The organism is Pantoea sp. GM01, from assembly GCF_000282675.1.
In the GTDB taxonomy this organism is placed as follows: domain Bacteria; phylum Pseudomonadota; class Gammaproteobacteria; order Enterobacterales; family Enterobacteriaceae; genus Pantoea; species Pantoea nemavictus.
The window spans coordinates 1-17,838 of sequence record NZ_AKIU01000068.1; the positions used below are offsets into that span (position 1 = coordinate 1).

Consider the following 17,838-nt stretch of genomic DNA (forward strand, 5'->3'; position numbering starts at 1 on the left):
GCGATTGAGTGAAGGCACCGCGTAGCGGCGGGATGGGCTGGCGCAGGGCCGGGGAGTGAAGAGGGCGTGGCCAGACGCCCTCTTCTCGGTCGCCGCACGGTGGTGCTGCAACTGCCGCCGCCAATGGCGAACGAAACTTGCTCCATGCGAACGAAAGTTGCGCCATGCGAACGTAAGCCGCTATGCGGTTGATTACGGCCTACGGAATAGCGCCATACTCCGGCCTTCCAGCTCGAAATCCTTCTCTTTGGTAATCACCAACCCCTTTTCCACGCCGTCGGAGGTAGAAAGCTCCAGCACCCAACCGCCTTCACCGAACTGCGGGATGCGGAACGGTACGTTGCCTTCGTACGGATTGAACAGCATCAGCACGTCATGCCAGATGCCATCTTCCGGCTGCAGGTCTGGGCGGCCAAGATACACGCCGAGCGTGGTGCCATCATCCCATTGGTCGGCCTGCTGGAATCCGCCACCGGCGTTGAACCATTTGATATCCATGCCATCGCGCCAGCTTTCGCGGCGCAGCAGCGGCTGCGCAGCTCTCAGCGCCAGTACCTTGCGGGTAAAATCGCGCAGTGCATCGGCTGAGGGCGGCAAATTTTCCCAGTGCAGCCAGGAGATTTCACTGTCCTGACAATAGCCATTGTTGTTACCGAGTTGGCTGCGGCCAAATTCATCTCCCGCCAATAGCATTGGCGTGCCGTGCGAGAACAGCAGGGTGGCGAGGAAGTTGCGCTTCTGCCGCTCGCGCACCGCGTTGATACCTTCATCGTCGGTTGGGCCTTCAGCGCCGTAGTTATACGAACGGTTCTCGTTGTGGCCATCGTTATTATCTTCACCATTGGCTTCGTTGTGCTTCTCGTTGTACGAAACCAAATCATTCAGGGTAAAGCCATCATGGGCGGTGAGGAAGTTGATGCTGGCCCAGGGCCGACGACCGCGCTGATCGTAGAGATCGCCGGAACCGAGCAGGCGTGCCGCAAAATCATTGGTGACCATGTCACCTTTCCAGTATTCACGCACCGTATCACGATACTTGTCGTTCCATTCCGCCCAACCCGGCGGGAAGCCGCCAACCTGATAGCCGCCCGGGCCGATATCCCACGGCTCGCCAATCAGCTTCAGTTTGGAGAGCACCGGATCCTGCATGATGGCATCGAAGAAGCCGCCACGCTGATCAAAGCCTTCCGGTTCACGTCCCAGCACGGTACCGAGATCGAAACGGAAACCGTCCACGTGCATGGATTCAGCCCAGTAGCGCAGCGAATCGAGGATCATCTGCAGTACGCGAGGATGTGAGGTATTTACCGTGTTGCCGGTGCCGGTGTCATTGATGTAGTAGCGATGCTGATCTGGCAGCGTGCGGTAATAGGAGTAGTTGTCGATGCCTTTAAACGACAAGGTCGGGCCCAGCTCATTGCCTTCGGCCGTGTGGTTGTACACCACATCCAAAATCACCTCGATCCCGGCATCGTGGAAAGCGCGCACCATATCGCGGAAACCCTGAATGCCGCGCGGACCAAAGTAGCGCGTTGCCGGCGCGAAGAAGGCCAGCGTGTTATAGCCCCAGAAGTTTTTCAGGCCGCGATCCAGTAGATGCTGATCGTCTGGAAAACCGTGCACCGGCAGCAGCTCAACGGTGGTGACGCCGAGGCTTTTGATGTAGTCGATCGAAGCCTGATTGCTTAAACCATCATAAGTGCCGCGCATTTCAGCAGGCACCGCCGGATTGAGCTGGCTGAAGCCTTTCACGTGCGCCTCATAAATCACCGTTTTCGACCACGGAATATTCGGGCGATTAGCATCCTGCCAGTCAAACTCGTTAGGATCGATGACGCGACATTTCGGCGTGAACGGCGCGCTGTCGCGAGTATCGAAGCTTAAATCTTTATCTTCGTGCAGCAAGTCGTAGGCAAAGTGCGATTCATCCCAATGCAGTTCGCCCGCCAGCTCGCGCGCGTAAGGATCAAGCAACAGTTTGTTGGGATTAAAGCGGTGACCGTTTTCCGGCTCATACGGGCCGTGCACGCGATAACCATACAGCGCGCCAGGCTGTAAGCCGGGAATATAGCCGTGCCACACTTCGTGGGTATATTCTGGCAAATCGAAACGCGCGATTTCGTTTTCACCGCTCTCGTCATATAAACACAGCTCAACCCGCTCGGCACAGGCCGAGAACAGGGCAAAATTCACGCCCTCGCCATCGAAGTTAGCGCCAAGCACTTGTCCCGAACCTGCTGTAATTTCTGTAGGCTTACCGTTTTCCATGTTATTTCCTCAAACAGCGTTAACAGACAATGTGTTAGTTGCTAAGCAGCACTAATGGCGCACTCGAGGCCGCCTCATCCAGCGCGATATAATCGCCAATCGTCACGGTTGCGCCGGTCCAGAGATTGCGGTAATGGCGATGGGCAAGTGATTCGGTCAATACCACTTCAGTTTGTGTCCATTGGGCGTTGTCGAAACTCAGGCGCGGCAGGATCACCAGCAGCGCGTGGTCGCTGTCCTGGCGCGCAAAGGCAATCACTTTCTCCTGATGTTCGCCACTAACGTTTAACGGCTGATAATCACCCATGCGGAACAGCTGCGGATAATCACGACGCAGCTGCAGCAAGCGCGCAATCACCTGCTGTTTAAGCTTGCCGCTTAGCCAGTGTTGCGCATCGTTAAAGTCGGGAGACGCCGATTCATCCAGCTGCTGTTCCAACTGCTCAAAGTCGGGTGTGCGGCGGTTATCGGGATCGACCAGGCTGAAATCCAGCGCTTCGCTGCCCTGATAGATATCCGGCACGCCCGGCGCGGTCAGTTTAATCACCGTTTGCGTCAGGCTGTTGATCAGCCCAGCCTGAATAAACGGCTGCAGCGCGTGGCTGAAATCACTGAGGAACAGCTGATTGGCAGGCGACAGCAGGTGGCGCGCGTAATCCAGCACCGCTTTTTCATAGGCTTCGTTGTTCTCAGCCCAGTCAGTGCGCAGCTTGGCTTCGCGTAACGCTTTTTCGACAAACGGGATAAAGCGCGACTCAAGCTCGCTGGCGTCCTGCGGTTGCAGAGTCGTTGGCCACACGCCAGCTAACGCCTGATACAGCATCCACTCCACCGCAGGTTCCGGTGCGGCACCGTCCTCCAGTTCAACTACCTGCGCTTGATTAATCTGGCGCCAGCGCGTGACATTTTCGGCCCACAGCGAAGGGGCTTCGCTTAGCGTATACAGGCGCGCGCGCGCATCTTCACCGCGTTTAGTATCGTGGGTTGACGTGGATGAGATGCCGTCAGGCTGCTGTTGCAGCCGCGTCTGCATTTCGCTGTGGAAATGCGCCAGCGAAAAGGCGTGCGGCAACGGTTCAGCGCCCACTTCATTGATGGCTAACGCCACGTGATTGCGGAAGAACAGGGTATCTTCCACCGACTTCGCCATCAGCGGTCCGGTTAACTGCTGGAAACGTACGCGGAATTCATGGGCATGGTGTTCGCTCTCTTCAGAGACCGCGCCCAGTAAAATCGCCTGCAGCAAACTCAGCACCGTCGGCGAGGCGCTGTTTTTCACCCGCTCCAGCACCTGTTGCAGCAGCTCCTCGCCCTCCAGCGGCATGCCATCCAGCTGACCGTAAGTGCGATATACCGGGAAGGCGATGAGGATCTCCCGCAGCGCAACGTGCAGTTCCGCTTCGCCAAGGTTGCGGTGTTCCGAGCCAGCAATTTGCGTCGCCAGCTGCAGCAGGCGGGAAAATTCACCGGCGAAATTGCGATCGACCATCAGTTCACGCGCCACGCGTAATCCGGCTTCAACGTTGTTGCGTTCGCCGGTGGTGGACTCATACGCCAGATGCAGCGTATCAATCTGCGCATCGTCGATCAGCGCATGTGAGAGCGCAGCAATAAACTCGTAACCGGTGGTGCCGGAAATTGGCCAGTCGGCGGGAATGTGCTCACCTTCGGCGAGGATTTTTTCCACCGTGATATAGCAATCCTCACCGGTGGCGCGGCGTAGCTGCTGCAGATAGCCTTGCGGATCGGCCAGGCCATCAACGTGATCGACACGCAAACCGCTGACTGCGCCGGAATGCACCAGCGCCAGAATCAAGCGGTGAGAATCGGCAAATACCGCCGGATCCTCCACGCGCACGCCCACCAAACCGGTGATCTCAAAGAAGCGGCGATAGGAAAGTTCGCTGCGTGCGTCGCGCCAGCTGATTAAGCGCCACGGCTGTTGCTCATGCAGTTCAGCAATCGCTTTAGCATCGGTAATGGCAAGCACTTCATCAGCGCGATCCTGCCAGCTTGCCGGCGTGAGCGGATAGAAGCTGTCAAAATAGGCCAGCGCCGGATGGCCGGTTTGCGGATCTGCCTGAATGCTCAGCTCACCGTTTTCCAGCACGTTGTCAAAGCTGTCGCCCAGAAACGGCAGCGTCAGGCGGCGCGTCCAGTCGATATCAAAGTGATTGGCATAGCGGCTGCTTTCGCCATACTCAATCACATCACGCCACCAGCGATTCTCCAGCGAGGCCGCCATATGGTTCGGCACGATATCGAGGATCAAACCGATGTCCGCCTGCTGCAGCGCCGCAACCAAACGATCAAAACCGGCACGACCGCCAATGGCCGGTTCGATCTCATTGGCATCGATCACGTCGTAGCCGTGCGTCGATTCGGCGGTGGCGCTGAAAATCGGCGAGGCATACAGATGGCTGATGCCGAGGCGTTTGAGATAAGGCACCAGCGCAGCAGCGCGATCAAAGGTCATGCCGTTACGGAACTGAATACGGTACGTCGCGGTTGGAATACTCATGTTGTTGCTCCCTGTGCCAAACGCACCACGATGGCGTGTTGTGGCAATGCTTCAGCCTCTTGCGGCCAGGCGAAAATCGTCCTGCCCGGCATATCCGGCAACGGTTGGTTTTGTGTACCGATATTCAACGCCAGTGACAGCTCGCCCTGCGGGAAACGCCAGCTAACGGCAACAAAGCCTTCAGCCGTGGCGAGCACCTTGCCGCTGTTGCCGCCGGCATCTGCCAGCAGCGGCACAATATATTGCTGGCGCAGCGCCAGCAGCTCGCGCGTCAATGCCAGCCAGCTTTGGCCTGCGGGCGTTTGCAGTTTGTTCCAGTCGAGTTTCGAACGCGTGAAGGTTTGCGGGTCATTGGGATCGGGCACCTCTTCGTCATGACCGGCGTGGCCGGTAAACTCTTTGGCCCGGCCTTCACGTACCGCTTTGGCTAAATCACCGTGGAAATCGGTGAAGAACAGGAACGGATTAGTTTCGCCGTACTCTTCGCCCATAAACAGCAGCGGAATATGCGGTGACAGCAGCAGCGTCGCCAGCAGCACCTTAGTGCGATCGCTGCCGGCGAGGGTGATTAATCGATCACCCTGCGCACGGTTGCCGACCTGATCGTGGTTCTGAATGAAATCGACGAACGCCACCGGTGGCTGACCGGCGCTGGGCACGCCACGGCGTTGACCGCTTTGCGGCGACAGTTCGCCCTGGTAGGCAAAACCTTCGGTCAGCACGCGCGCCACCAACTTCTCTGGCACGTCGGCGAAATCCTGGTAATAGGCGTGGGTTTCACCGGTGGCGAACACATGCACCGCATTGTGGAAATCATCGTTCCATTCGCCGCTAAACAGCGGGGCGTTGCCCTGTTTGTCGCGCGGATGCAGGAAGATGACGTTGCGACAATCTTCGGTGGTGAGATGAATAGGGCGGTCGGGAATCTCCCGGCGAATACGCTCGGCGATCTCAATCAGAGCATGCTTGCTGGAGCTATCTTCAATTTGATCGATGGCATCAAAACGCAGGCCATCGAGGTTATATTCCTGCAGCCAGTAAAGTGGCGCTTCAACGATATAGCGGCGTACGGCATCGACATCATAAGCAATGCCCGCGCCCCACGGCGTCATACGCTCCTGATGGAAGAATTCAGGTGCCAGCAGCGGCAGATAGTTGCCTTCCGGACCAAAATGGTTGAGTACGATATCCAGCACCACCGATAAACCGTGCGCATGCGCGGCGTCGATAAAGGCTTTGAAATCATCCGGCGAACCGTAAGCGGAGTGAGGTGCGTAGAGCAACACACCGTCGTAGCCCCAACCGCGATTGCCACCAAACTGCGAAACCGGTAGCACTTCCAGCTGAGTGATCCCTAACTCCGCCAGCCACGGCAACTTCTCAATCGCTGCCTGGAAGGTGCCTTCAGGTGTGAAGGTGCCGATATGCAACTCATACACCACGCTCTCCTGCCACGGCCGACCTTGCCAGGCGGTGTGCTGCCAGCGATAGCTGTGCGCATCGATGACCAGGGAAGGGCCATTGACGTCGCCCTGCTGCGCGCGTGCGGCGGGATCCGGCACCACCGTGCCGTCAGCCAGCACAAAGTTATACTCTGCACCGGCTACCACGCCGCTGAGCTGCAGCTCAAACCAGCCGTCGCCCACCTGCGCCATGGCCGTATCCTTGTCGGCAAGTCTCAACGTAATCTGCTGCTGCCCAGGTGCCCAAACACGAAAACGGACGCTGCTATCCGCAAGAATCTCAGCGCCCCAGGATTTTTCAAATGATCTGAATTCCATTCAATTGCCTCGTTTAGCCCACGCAGGGGCAATGGACGACATCAAGCGATTCGCTACTGGCTGAAAACGATATAAAAATCGGGATAAAAGTTGGGTCGGACATCAAATCATAGTCGATATTTTGGCCTTTTCTGGCGCTTACCAACGGATTTCAGGCGGGTTTCGGAAATTATCGAATAAGAGGAGGATTTTAACGCTTCGCTTAGTAACAGATGAGGTTGCCAGCAGCAGCAACCTCATTGATTTCGCAGGCTGTAAGTTAAGCCGGTTTATGCTTCGTTTTGCGTTTACGCAGCTTATCAATCAAGCGATGCGCTTCCGCTTCCGTCGCCACCGCCGGTGATGAACCTTTCAGCGGTTTACGCGCCGTTTCACTCAGCGTTAATACGGTCAGCAAACCAATAATTCCGGCACCCATCATGTAGTACGCCGGCATCATATTGTTGTGCGTAGTGTCCACCAGCCAGGCAGTGATCAATGGCGTGGTGCCACCAAACAGCGAAACCGACAGGTTAAAACCAATCGCCAACGCACTGTAACGAATGTCCGTGACAAACAGCGCCGGTAACGTCGCGGGCATGGTGCCGCTGAAGCAGGTATGTAATAACCCCAGCACCGCCAGTCCGGCAAATACCAGCAGCATATTGCCGGTGCCGATCAGCATAAAGCTCGGGATTGCCAGCAAAATTAATCCCAGCGCACCTAAACCAATGACCGGACGGCGACCAATGCGGTCAGTCAAATGTCCCCACATTAACGTCAGCGGCATCATGATAAACATAATCACCATCACCAACATCAGGCCGGATAGTTCACTCATGCCGAGCACGCCGGTGAGATAGCTTGGCATATAGGCGGTGAGCATGTAGTTGGAGACGTTAAACAGCAGCACCAGACCAATACATTTCAGCAGCGGTTTGCGCTGATCGCGCAGCATCTGCCACACGCTCAAGCGCGGCTTGTTGTGCTCCATCTCTTCACGCTTGTCCATGTGATCTTTAAACGCCGGCGTTTCTTCCAGCTTCAAACGGATATACAAGCCAAACAGACCCAAAGGTGCGGCGAGGAAGAACGGCACACGCCAGCCCCAATCCATCATGGTTTGATGCGGTAAGAAGGCGATCATGGCGGTAACCAGGCTGGCACCCAGCAGATAACCGCCGAGCGTACCGAACTCAAGGAAACTGCCCATAAAACCGCGACGCTTATCGGTGGAATACTCCGCGATAAAGGTGGCGGCACCGCCATATTCGCCGCCGGTGGAGAAGCCCTGCAGCAAGCGCGCGGCGAACAGCAGAATCGGTGCGGCGATGCCAATGCTGGCATAGCTCGGGATCAGTCCGATGCAGAAGGTACCAATCGACATCATGATCATGGTTATCGCCAGCACCTTCTGACGACCAATGCGGTCGCCGAGTGGGCCGAAGACCAGGCCACCGATGGGGCGTACTAAGAATGCCGCCGCAAAAGTCCCGAACGAGGCAATCAGCTGGGCAGCCGCGCTGGCATCAGCGAAAAACACCTGGCCGATAATCACGGCGAGATAGCTATATACACCGAAATCAAACCACTCCATGGCATTACCCAACGCGGCAGCACCGACGGCGCGTTTGAGTAATTTGTTGTCGATGACGGTGATATCGTCCACGGTCAATCCGCTGGATGTGGCCGACTGATGGGAATTCGCTTCTGTGCTCATAAACCTCCATGAGAAAAAGTGGCGCGATCTTATAGCTTTCGCAGCCATGTTTTCACGAAAGGAAAAGAAAGCTATAAGAGTCTAAAGAAGCGCAAACCCTAGTAAAGATTTTAACAATGCGCAAGTTTGTGACATTTATCACTGTAAAGCGTGGAAATAAACAAACGTTGCGCTGGAGATGCGGGGAATGGGAAAGGAATTAATTGCGGAGATTAATGCACGTATGAAGGGGGCTGCCACTTAACCGGATGGAAAATCACGCCGCTAATAGCCCCATTACCGAGCAATCAGGCCAGGTAAGCGGCGTACTGTTTGCGGCGTGGCGTTTTTAATTCAACCCGGGCCTTCGCTGCCGGCCGCCAGCAGCGGGACGATCACATCGCTGATCGGTGTCGCAATGCCACGAGCACGGCCATAACGCTGCACCACGCCGTTGCGGATATCCCACTCCAGCGGGCGATCGGCCTGGCGATCGGCCAGAATAGAGGTGCCTAAATCGGCCGGTGCCCGATGGAAGCGCTCCACGATTTCCTGTGGTACGTCATCGCTTAGCGCAGCGCCTTCTGCACGCGCCACCACCAAACATTCGCGCAGATAGGCGAGCGCCAGCGCGCTGATATCCTCACGCTGAAACATGCCAGCGCGCCGGTTCGACAGCACCATCAAGCCAGCAACCGCGTTTTGCAGCAGCTTGCGCCAGGCAATAGTAAGGAAATCATCAGAAAGCTCAACCGCACAGCGCGTGTCACGCAGGGCGGCAACCACCCGCTGCGCCTGCGGCGTATCAGGCAGCGTTAGGCGCGGCTTCTCCCGCAACCACACTGAGGCATCCGGTTCGCGCTGGGCTGGGAACCACACCACCGAGGGCAGCACGCTGGCGCCGTTAACATACGGCGCAAGTTGGGTTTTCTGCTCCACGCCATTCTGCAACGCACACACCACGCTGTGTTCGCCACACAACGCTGACAACCACGCGGCGCTATCGGCCACCTGCGTGGTTTTCACCGCCACGAACACCAGATCAAACGGCTGCGCAATTTCAGCCGGATTGGTGAGCACCGGACCAGGAACGATAATCTTACCGCTGTCGTGACGCAGCTCCAGTTGGGGGTGCGCAGTTCGACCACAAAGGGTGGGTGTGCGCCCAACTTCATGCAGGGCCGCCGCAATGGTGGTGCCAATCGCGCCCGGTCCAATAAGGGCGATGGAGGGATTCTCAGACATCTTTTAAGCTCCTGATTATCAAGTGCCGCCACAGAGCGGACGCGTTTTCGGTTCAGCACCGAAGCATAGCGGGTTACAGCAGAGTAATGTTCTTTTTCCGCAACAACTGGCACATTTCGTCATCGGGTGGCGCATCAACAATCAACGTGCTGGCGAGTGTTAAATCGCCAATCGCGAAGGCTGAGGCGACAACCTAATCGGTCACTGATTACTCGTGATACACCTGGCTACGCCCGCCATCGACCAGAATATCAGTGGCGTTGATAAAACGCGCTTCATCGGATGCCAGAAACAGCGCGGTATACGCCACTTCTTGCGGTTCACCAATACGTTTGCAAGGTAGCAATGCCGCCTGCCGCTCACGCTCTGCTTGTGGATCATTACAGCTTGCTAGCCAGGCTTCAGCCGCCGGTGTCAGGATCAAACCCGGTGAAATGCTGTTAACCCGAATCCCCTGGCTGGCATACTCCACGCCTAGCGAGCGCGTCATGCCAATCAAACCGTGTTTAGCAACCGGATAGGGAAACGCGCCGGGAATGATTTTATGACCGTGTACCGATGCAACGTTGACGATGTTGCCATACTGGCGCGCCAGCATACCCGGCAGCACGCTGCGAATCAGGTTATAGGGTCCTTTAAGATTGACCTCCATACAGCGCTGCCAGTCGTCATCTTCCAATGCCAGCGGATCGCGAAACACATTCACGCCCGCACAGTTGATCAGAATATCAATAGGGCCAAGGGTTTGTTGCGCCGCCGTCACCGCACCTTGCACCTGATCGGGCTGCGTGACGTCAGCGCACCAGGCCAGACAGCGCTGACCGCTTTGTTGCTGCAATTCCGCAGCCAGCGTTTCACTGATTTCACTATTGAGATCAAACAGCGCCACGCGGGCACCTTGTTGCGCAAACAGTGTAGCGATCGCGCTGCCAATGCCGCTGCCAGCACCAGTAACAATCGCGGTTTTATTGTGTAATCGAGGTGACATAAACGCTTCCTTATGCCGATGATGGCAACACCAGCCAGTCAGGGAAGTGCAGCGTACGCTCACTACGCTGCACCTTAATCATGGGCCATTCGCCACTGCGCGTTAACGCTTCGCAACCTTCAACGGTGAGCAAAAAAGTATCTTCACTTTTTACGCCCTTTAGCGTGGGATTCCACGCCACGGCACTCTCGTTGCTTACGTTGCCCGGCGTTTCTGGCGTCACGATCATGTCGCGGCAACCATAACCGGCGGGGCCGCCCTGATGATGGTCACGCCATGCATCAACATGTCCATGCTGCTGGTAGGCAGCTTCAATCGCTTTAAATAGCGCTGACCAGCTGTGGCCCGGCTGCATCGCACAGAGAATATCGGCGTGGATCTGGCACAACGCGTTGAACCGCTGGCGTAATACGGGTTCAGGTTCGCCGATATGCACCAACCGCGTCAGACTCACGTGCAGCCCATGGCGCTCGGCACCGAGCGTAATCAACATTTGCTGTTGCAGCTTTTTCTGCGTCGGCACCGGATGTTTAAACGCGGCAATGCGCTCATCGGCCGCGATTAAGATGCACATCGGACGAATTCCGCGTGCCAGACAGGCTGCAGCAATTCTGGCTTCAACCTGCCATTCCGTCACGCCCGACTGTAATTGGCGCGCCACGCCCTCGACAATCTGCGCGGCTTCGCGCCCCAGCACTCTGTATCGCTGTTGCTCGTTGGCGTTCAGCCCCTGACGCAGCACGATCATCGATTGCAGAATATCAGTCATGCCGCTTTGCGGCGTATCGCTGCCAAAATGACCCAACGGCAACATGCCATTTAGCGACTGAAACCACGGATAGCTCAGCGCTTGGTAGGCAAACGGCAGTGCTTCTTCAGCGACGATGCGCGGCATTTCATTTTCGGGGGCGAGCAGCAAAACCTTATCCTGCGTAATGAACAGGCTGGCTACGCCGGTTTCGGCGCGCTCCACTACGTAAAAACTGGCACCTTCTGTTAGCCATGCAATGTTATCGCGCCGGGTAAGTAGCACGCCGTCGAGCTGCCAGTCGGCGAGCGCACGCTGCAGGCGAATTAATTTTTCACTCATAAGCGGGCTCCTTGTTCTCGCTGAGGTGTGTCTGCAACAACAATTCAGCAGCACGATGGGCCACCGCCATCACAATGGCATTGGTATTGCCGCTAATAATGTTGGGCATCATTGAAGCATCGACCACGCGCAGGCGGTTAACGCCACGCACGCGCAGATCATCGTGTAACACCGCCAGCGGATCGTTATCGTGGCCCATGCGGCAAGTGCCAACCGGGTGATAGCCGGTTTTCACCATGCGTTTGCAGTGTTCGGCGATGGCTTCATCAGCATTGATCTCTGCGCCGGGGAAGATCTCTTGCTGCACCATCGCGCCGATGGGCGTAGCGGCAATCACCTTACGCGCAAAACGGAAGCCGGCGATGGTGCGTGCTAAATCGTCGGGATGACCAAAGATGCGTGTATCGATTATCGGCAAGCTGCTGGCGCGGCTATCGCGCAGGGTTACCTCGCCGGTAGCTTTGGGCCGAAGCAACAACGAATTGACGGTGACGCCGTGACCGGGATCGGCACCCATGATGTCGCGGTCGAGGTACACGGTAGGCACACAGAACATCTGAATGGTTGGCGTTGCACTAAAATCGAGAGGATCAAAGAAGGCGCAGGTTTCCACGCCAGTGGTGGTGACTGGGCCGGTTTTAAACAACATATATTGCAGGCCGGCTTTAACCATCGGCCAGCCACGATCCTGACCATAGTAGCCAAACGCACCATTGGTGCTGGCTACGACCGGCACTTCATAGTGATCCTGCAAATTTTTGCCGACGCCCGGCAAATGCTGACGCAGCGTGATGCCATGCTGTTTAAGCTGCGCCTGCGGACCAATGCCGGAGAGCATTAGCAGCTTGGGTGTTTGATAGGCACCGGCAGCAAGAATCACCTCTTTGCGTGCGCTGGCAAGTTGTGGATGGCCATCTTGTGCGTAGCGCACGCCGATCGCGGTTTGGCCCTCAAAGATAATCTCTTCAACTTGCGCACCGCTGGCGATGGTCAAGCGCGCGTCCTCGCGCAGCGGCGTGATAAAGGCATCGACCACGCTGCAGCGCTGGCGCGTCTCTCCGTTAATGGTGTGCTGCATAAATCCCACGCCAAACGGATTGCCGGTATTGAAATCTGGCGTGTAAGGAATGCCTAAACCTTGCATCGTCTTCACGTAGGCGCGGCTGAGTGGACTGAAGTGGCCGAGATGCGACACTTTCATTGGCCCGCCGACGCCGTGATAGGGTGCACCGAGATGATCATTATCTTCGATGGCGGTAAAGTGCGGCAGCAGCGCATTCCACGACCAGTCAATGCCCTGATTGCCCAGCGCGCTGTTCCAGTCGGCGTAATCCTGACGATGGCCGCGCATATATACCATCGCATTTACCGTCGAACCACCGCCCAGCACTTTCGCCTGCGGCACAATCACGCCGCGTCCGTTAAGCTGCGGCTGCGGCTCGGTCTGGTGCAGGGTGAGGAATTTGTCGCTGGCGAGAAACTTCATGTAACCCGCCGGCATTTTTAGCACTGGATGATACTCATCGCGCCCGGCTTCCAGCAGTAGTACGCGCGCGTTGCCTTTCGTGACTAACCTGGCGGCGACGATACAACCGGCGCTGCCGCCGCCCACCACAATGTAATCAAACTCTTTCATGGCTCTCTCTTTACTCTGAAGCGACAGAATCTAAACGGCGCAGGCGCTGCGCCTCGGGATTATGCTGCTCGCCGGGATCAAGCGGGCTGAGCAGGAAGCACCAGGAAACGATGGCGCTGACCAGGTATAAGGCGGCGTAACCCCACACCACGCCCGAGGTGCCAAATAGCGCGTTGAAGGTGCCATAAAGCGCGGGTCCAAAAAAGGTGGAGAGTCCGGCGGCAAAGCAGTAAATCGCCATTGCGTTGCCTTTATCTTTGGGTTGGCACAGGGATGAGAACAGCGCGGCAGCGGGAACATAGCCGCATAAGGTGATGCCATATAAACAGGCGCAGATGACGCTGAGTACAAAGCTGCCGTGGCTCCACTGTGGTACGAAGTACATCAGCAGCATTGAAACGCCGGAGCCAAGTCCACCAAATACCGTCAGCACTTTGCGCCAGCCGATGCGATCGCTGAGCTTGCCGACAATCGGGTTAAAACTCATGCCGACTAATCCCATGATGGTGATTAGGCTGAGATATTCGGTTTGCGTAAATCCGATCTGATCGGTGAAAAAGCCGGGAAGAAAGATAAAGAAGCCGAAGTACGGCGTGGTATTGATGATGCGTACCACGGCCGCGGCGGCAATCCGTGGTTCACGCCACAAAATATCGATACCGCCCATCAACGTGCGAGCGACGCTCTGCTGACGCTGTTGCTCATCAAGTAACGATTGATAGCCGCTGCGCTCTTTCAGTGCGACCACCATGACCAGCAACCCTAACGCGACCAGCCCAAGCGACAGCCAGAACGTGGCGTATTCTCCGATTAACTTTATTGAGAAGATCGCCACCAGCGAGCCTAGCGTTGGCAAGCCGCCGGTAAAGGCCAGCCAGAACCAGCCGGTTGCTGAACCGCGCATATCGCTGGGCGCTGCGGCCTGAATCCATACCAGGAATGCATAGGCAAACATCGGATAGGCGACGCCACGTAAACCATAGGTTAACGCAAGCAGGGCCACGCTGTGGGAAGGTAAGGCGATGGCGAGGAACAACACTTCAAACACAATCCAAATCACACCGCCTGCCAGCATCACTTTACGCGGGCCAATTAATGTGGAGAGTGAACCGGCCAGCCACGAACCGAGCGTAACGGTGACGCCGTAGAAGGCAATGACCGCCGCCGCGATATTGAGGGTAAAGCCATTTTCATGCAGGTAAGGCGCGAGATAGTTCGATTCCACGCCATCGCCAATCATAAACAGCAATACAGCGATGTAGCCCCAGGCCAGCGCGGGTGGGATGCCAAGGCGGACCAGCCACGAGTGTTTTGCAGGTGATGTTGTCATTTTTAAATTCCTCTTGAGAGGTGATCAGGTTTTTTTGTTATTGGCATGAGGACGAACTCTAGAGCAATGGTTGTGGGCAGGATGGCGAAACCATCACAAAAGACAGTAAACTCTGTTTAGTAAACGGGTTGATGCACGGCGGTGGAGAGAGGATGAAGCAGGTTGGACTGAACAATTTCCAGGTGCGAAAGCATAATAAGGCGCTGTTTATTGAGCTGATGTGGCGTCATAAACAGCTAAGCAAATCGCTGCTGGCTCACCTGAGTGGTTTGACGATTCCCGCCGCCAGCAAAATTGTGCAAGCACTGCTGGAGGAAGGAAAACTGCAGCACTCTGATGCATTGATGAGCGCGCGCGGTAACAGCAACGGCAGTTTTCAGCTGCCATCCAACGGAGCCTGGACGCTGTGTTTATGTGTCAAACCAACCAGCATTGAATTGCAGCTGGCCGATGCGCAGCTAGTGGCGCAGGGCGAATTTCAGCAAAACACCATCAAAGCCGACACGCCCGAGGCGTTGCTGAGTGAGATTGAAGCGGCCTGGCGGAAAACCTGCAAACAGTGGCCTAAGCGGCGCATTAATTTAGCGTTAGCGGTGCACGGACAGGTCGATCCAGTGACGGGTGTGTCACAGCATATGCCGCAGGCCGCGTGGAGAACGCCGCTGCAGATGAAATTTTTGCTGGAGGAGAAGCTTGGTGTGGAAGTGCGCGTGGATAATGACTGCGTGATGTTGGCTTTGGCTGAGAAATGGTTGAATCAAAATGCTCTCAGCGAATTCTGCGTGATCAATGTGGATTACGGTATCGGCTCATCATTCGTGATAAACGGTGAGATTTTTCGCGGCAATCTTTACGGCAGCGGCCAAATCGGTCACACCATCATTGAGCCTAACGGCCAGCGCTGCAGCTGCGGGCGCCAGGGTTGTCTGGAAACGGTGGCCTCACTCAGCACCTTGAAACAGGTGGCTCATCAGCGCCAACCAGATGCGCCGCAGCCCAGCAGCAAGCAGTTACTGCGGGCGTGGCAAGCGGGCGAGCCCTGGATTGTGGCGTGGTCACAGCGCGCCGGCGAAGCGATTGGCATGAGCTTATATAACTTTCTTAACACGCTAAATATTAATCAGATTTGGTTGTATGGTCGTAGCTGTACCTTTGGTGAAAGTTGGTTGCAAACCATTGTTCGGCAGATCGATTTCAATCCATTCGATCCGCGTGATGCGTTGAAAAGCAAAGGTACTAATGTGCATTTTGGTCAGTTGAATCGGGCGCGGCAGGTGCTGGGAATTGGTTATTTGTATGTGGAGGCGGATCTTAGTGCGGCTTGAGAGAGCGGTCGCCATTAATGGCGACCCGATGCGCATCACACCTGCGCCATACCGCCATCGACAAACAATTCAGCGGCATTGATAAAGCTGGCGGCATCGGATGCCAGAAAAGCCACCACTTTGCCAATCTCAGCGGGTTCGCCAAGTCGGCCTAATGGCACCTGCGCCGCTAACGCATCGAACAATCCCTGCCGCTGATCTTCACTTACCAACCCGCCCAAACCTGGCGTATGCACGGGACCTGGGCTGACGACATTGACGCGAATACCGCGATCCTTCACATCCAGTGCCCATGAACGCGCAAAGTTGCGCACTGCCGCTTTGCTGGCGCTGTAGACGCTAAAGCCGGCGGTGCCCTGAACCGATGTGGTGGAAGAGGTGAGAATGACCGAGGCTTTGTCACTCAATAGCGGCAGCGCTTTTTGCACGGTAAACAGCACGCCGCGCACGTTGGTGCCGAAAATACGGTCAAAATGTTCCTCGGTGATGGCACCCAGCGGCAACATATCGCCGCCACCGGCGTTGGCAAACAGAATATCCAATCGGCCTGCCTGCTGAGCGATTTCGGCGTAAACGTGGTCGAGATCGCTCAGCACGGAGGCGTCAGCGCGAATGCCACTCGCGCTGCTGCCGATGCTGGCCACTGCCGCGTCAAGTTCGGCCTGACGACGACCGGTGATAAACACGCGTGCGCCTTGTGCCGCTAACTCCTGCGCCGATGCCAGGCCAATGCCGGTCGTGCCGCCAGTTACCAGCGCTATTTTACCGTTCAATGCGTTCATGTTGACGTTCTCCTATTTAAGTTGAGTTGTGATGACTGCGATGCAGTGCATGACAGCCAATGTAACGCTCAGCTGTTTGTTGATAAATAGTGTAAAATAGAAAGGACTATTCCTGTGTGTGGATAATCATTTGGGCGGAGAACGGGATGGACCAGTTAATGGCGATACGGGCATTTGCCCGCGTAGTAGAAGCTGGCAATTTTACTCGCGCCGCAGATTCGCTCGACCTACCCAACGCGACGCTAAGTAAACTGGTGCAGGAGCTGGAAGCCCATCTCGGCATTCGCTTGCTGCAACGCACCACGCGCCGTGTGACGGTGACGCCGGAAGGGCGCGACTATTACGAAAAAGCGCTGCGTATCGTGCGCGATTTGGAAGATATCGATCACTCGTTTAACGCGGAAAGCGCCCGGCCCAGTGGCTACCTGCGCATCGACATTGGCGGCTCAACCGCGCGTGACGTCTTGATTCCCGCGCTGCCTGATTTCATCGCGCGTTATCCGGAAATCCGTCTCGATCTGGGCGTAGCGGATCGCGCCGTGGATTTGATCAGTGGCAATGTCGATTGCGTGATTCGTGGTGGCCCATTGAGCGATTCCTCGCTGGTGGCGCGTCATTTAGGCGATGCCGAGATGATTACCTGCGCTGCACCAGGCTATCTCAAAACCTATGGCGTACCCGCTTATCCGCAGGAGCTAAAAAACGGGCATCGACTGGTGAGCTATTTGTCACCACAAAGCGGCAGGGCGTTTCCGTTTCGATTTGTGCAGAACGCAGAAAAGATCGAGATCAAAACCGAGCATCGCATCGGCGTCAATGAGAGTAACGCGCATCTGGCCACGGCGGTGGCGGGATTGGGGATTATTCAGACGTTCCGTTATGCGGCGGCAGCCGATCTGCAGGCGGGCAGATTGGTGGAAATCCTTGCTGCGTGGCGTCCGGCAAACTATCCGTTCCATGTGGTTTATCCGCAAAATCGCCATTTAACCCAGCGCCTTAAAGTGTTGATTGAGTGGCTTAAGGAAGTCTTTCCCGCGCGTCTGAACGGATAAAAAAATCTCGGCATCTGGTATTGATGCTCGTCAGGTTACCTGGTCGCCATGAATGGCGACCCTACAGGCGTTACAGCGATGATGATTCAGGAATAGGCATTGCTGCTGCAGCGCGGGTGTTGAGGCGACATCCCATCCCGCT

The 17,838-nt window shown here is 56.2% G+C and carries 12 protein-coding genes; 2 read left to right on the forward strand and 10 right to left on the reverse strand.

All coding sequences use genetic code 11. The features are described from left to right. Window positions 1-192: 192 nt before the first annotated feature. From glgX to PMI17_RS19165, 9 genes are all read right to left on the reverse strand, one after another. A complete protein-coding gene (gene glgX, locus PMI17_RS19125; protein ID WP_007891704.1) occupies window positions 193-2,268 on the reverse strand; it encodes a glycogen debranching protein GlgX in 2,076 nt (691 codons plus the stop codon). A gap of 34 nt (window positions 2,269-2,302) precedes the next feature. Next, window positions 2,303-4,789: a malto-oligosyltrehalose synthase gene (gene treY / locus PMI17_RS19130; RefSeq protein WP_007891705.1), complete on the reverse strand. Its 2,487-nt coding sequence runs from the start codon at window positions 4,787-4,789 to the stop codon at window positions 2,303-2,305. Beyond that, window positions 4,786-6,570: a malto-oligosyltrehalose trehalohydrolase gene (treZ, locus tag PMI17_RS19135; protein WP_007891706.1), complete on the reverse strand. Its 1,785-nt coding sequence runs from the start codon at window positions 6,568-6,570 to the stop codon at window positions 4,786-4,788. The genes treY and treZ overlap by 4 nt, the downstream gene beginning before the upstream one ends. A 259-nt stretch (window positions 6,571-6,829) precedes the next feature. Beyond that, the gene (gene proP / locus PMI17_RS19140) at window positions 6,830-8,269 is read right to left on the reverse strand and encodes a glycine betaine/L-proline transporter ProP (RefSeq protein WP_007891707.1); all 1,440 of its coding nucleotides are present in this window, start codon (window positions 8,267-8,269) and stop codon (window positions 6,830-6,832) included. A 333-nt stretch (window positions 8,270-8,602) separates the two neighbouring features. Continuing rightward, window positions 8,603-9,493, reverse strand: a complete 891-nt coding sequence (locus PMI17_RS19145; protein ID WP_007891708.1) for an oxidoreductase — start codon at window positions 9,491-9,493, stop codon at window positions 8,603-8,605. Window positions 9,494-9,701: 208 nt separating this feature from the next. Further along, window positions 9,702-10,481 carry an SDR family oxidoreductase gene (locus PMI17_RS19150; RefSeq protein ID WP_007891709.1) on the reverse strand — a complete coding sequence of 260 codons (780 nt, stop codon included), beginning with the start codon at window positions 10,479-10,481 and terminating at the stop codon, window positions 9,702-9,704. A gap of 10 nt (window positions 10,482-10,491) precedes the next feature. Continuing rightward, a complete protein-coding gene (locus PMI17_RS19155; RefSeq protein WP_007891712.1) occupies window positions 10,492-11,571 on the reverse strand; it encodes a Xaa-Pro peptidase family protein in 1,080 nt (359 codons plus the stop codon). Then, the gene (locus PMI17_RS19160) at window positions 11,564-13,207 is read right to left on the reverse strand and encodes a GMC family oxidoreductase (protein WP_007891714.1); all 1,644 of its coding nucleotides are present in this window, start codon (window positions 13,205-13,207) and stop codon (window positions 11,564-11,566) included. Before PMI17_RS19160 ends, PMI17_RS19155 begins: the two co-directional genes overlap by 8 nt. A 10-nt stretch (window positions 13,208-13,217) precedes the next feature. After that, a complete protein-coding gene (locus PMI17_RS19165) occupies window positions 13,218-14,537 on the reverse strand; it encodes an MFS transporter (protein WP_007891716.1) in 1,320 nt (439 codons plus the stop codon). Window positions 14,538-14,689: 152 nt separating this feature from the next. On the opposite strand from PMI17_RS19165, the gene PMI17_RS19170 reads away from it, so the two are divergent. Further along, on the forward strand, window positions 14,690-15,862 hold the full coding sequence (locus PMI17_RS19170; protein ID WP_007891717.1) for an ROK family protein: 1,173 nt from the start codon (window positions 14,690-14,692) through the stop codon (window positions 15,860-15,862). A 35-nt stretch (window positions 15,863-15,897) separates the two neighbouring features. Here PMI17_RS19170 and PMI17_RS19175 read toward each other — a convergent pair whose 3' ends face one another. Beyond that, entirely contained in the window at window positions 15,898-16,644 is a 747-nt protein-coding gene (locus PMI17_RS19175) for an SDR family oxidoreductase (protein ID WP_007891719.1), read from the reverse strand. A 146-nt stretch (window positions 16,645-16,790) separates the two neighbouring features. On the opposite strand from PMI17_RS19175, the gene PMI17_RS19180 reads away from it, so the two are divergent. Then, a complete protein-coding gene (locus PMI17_RS19180) occupies window positions 16,791-17,696 on the forward strand; it encodes a LysR family transcriptional regulator (RefSeq protein ID WP_007891721.1) in 906 nt (301 codons plus the stop codon). Window positions 17,697-17,838 lie beyond the last annotated feature (142 nt).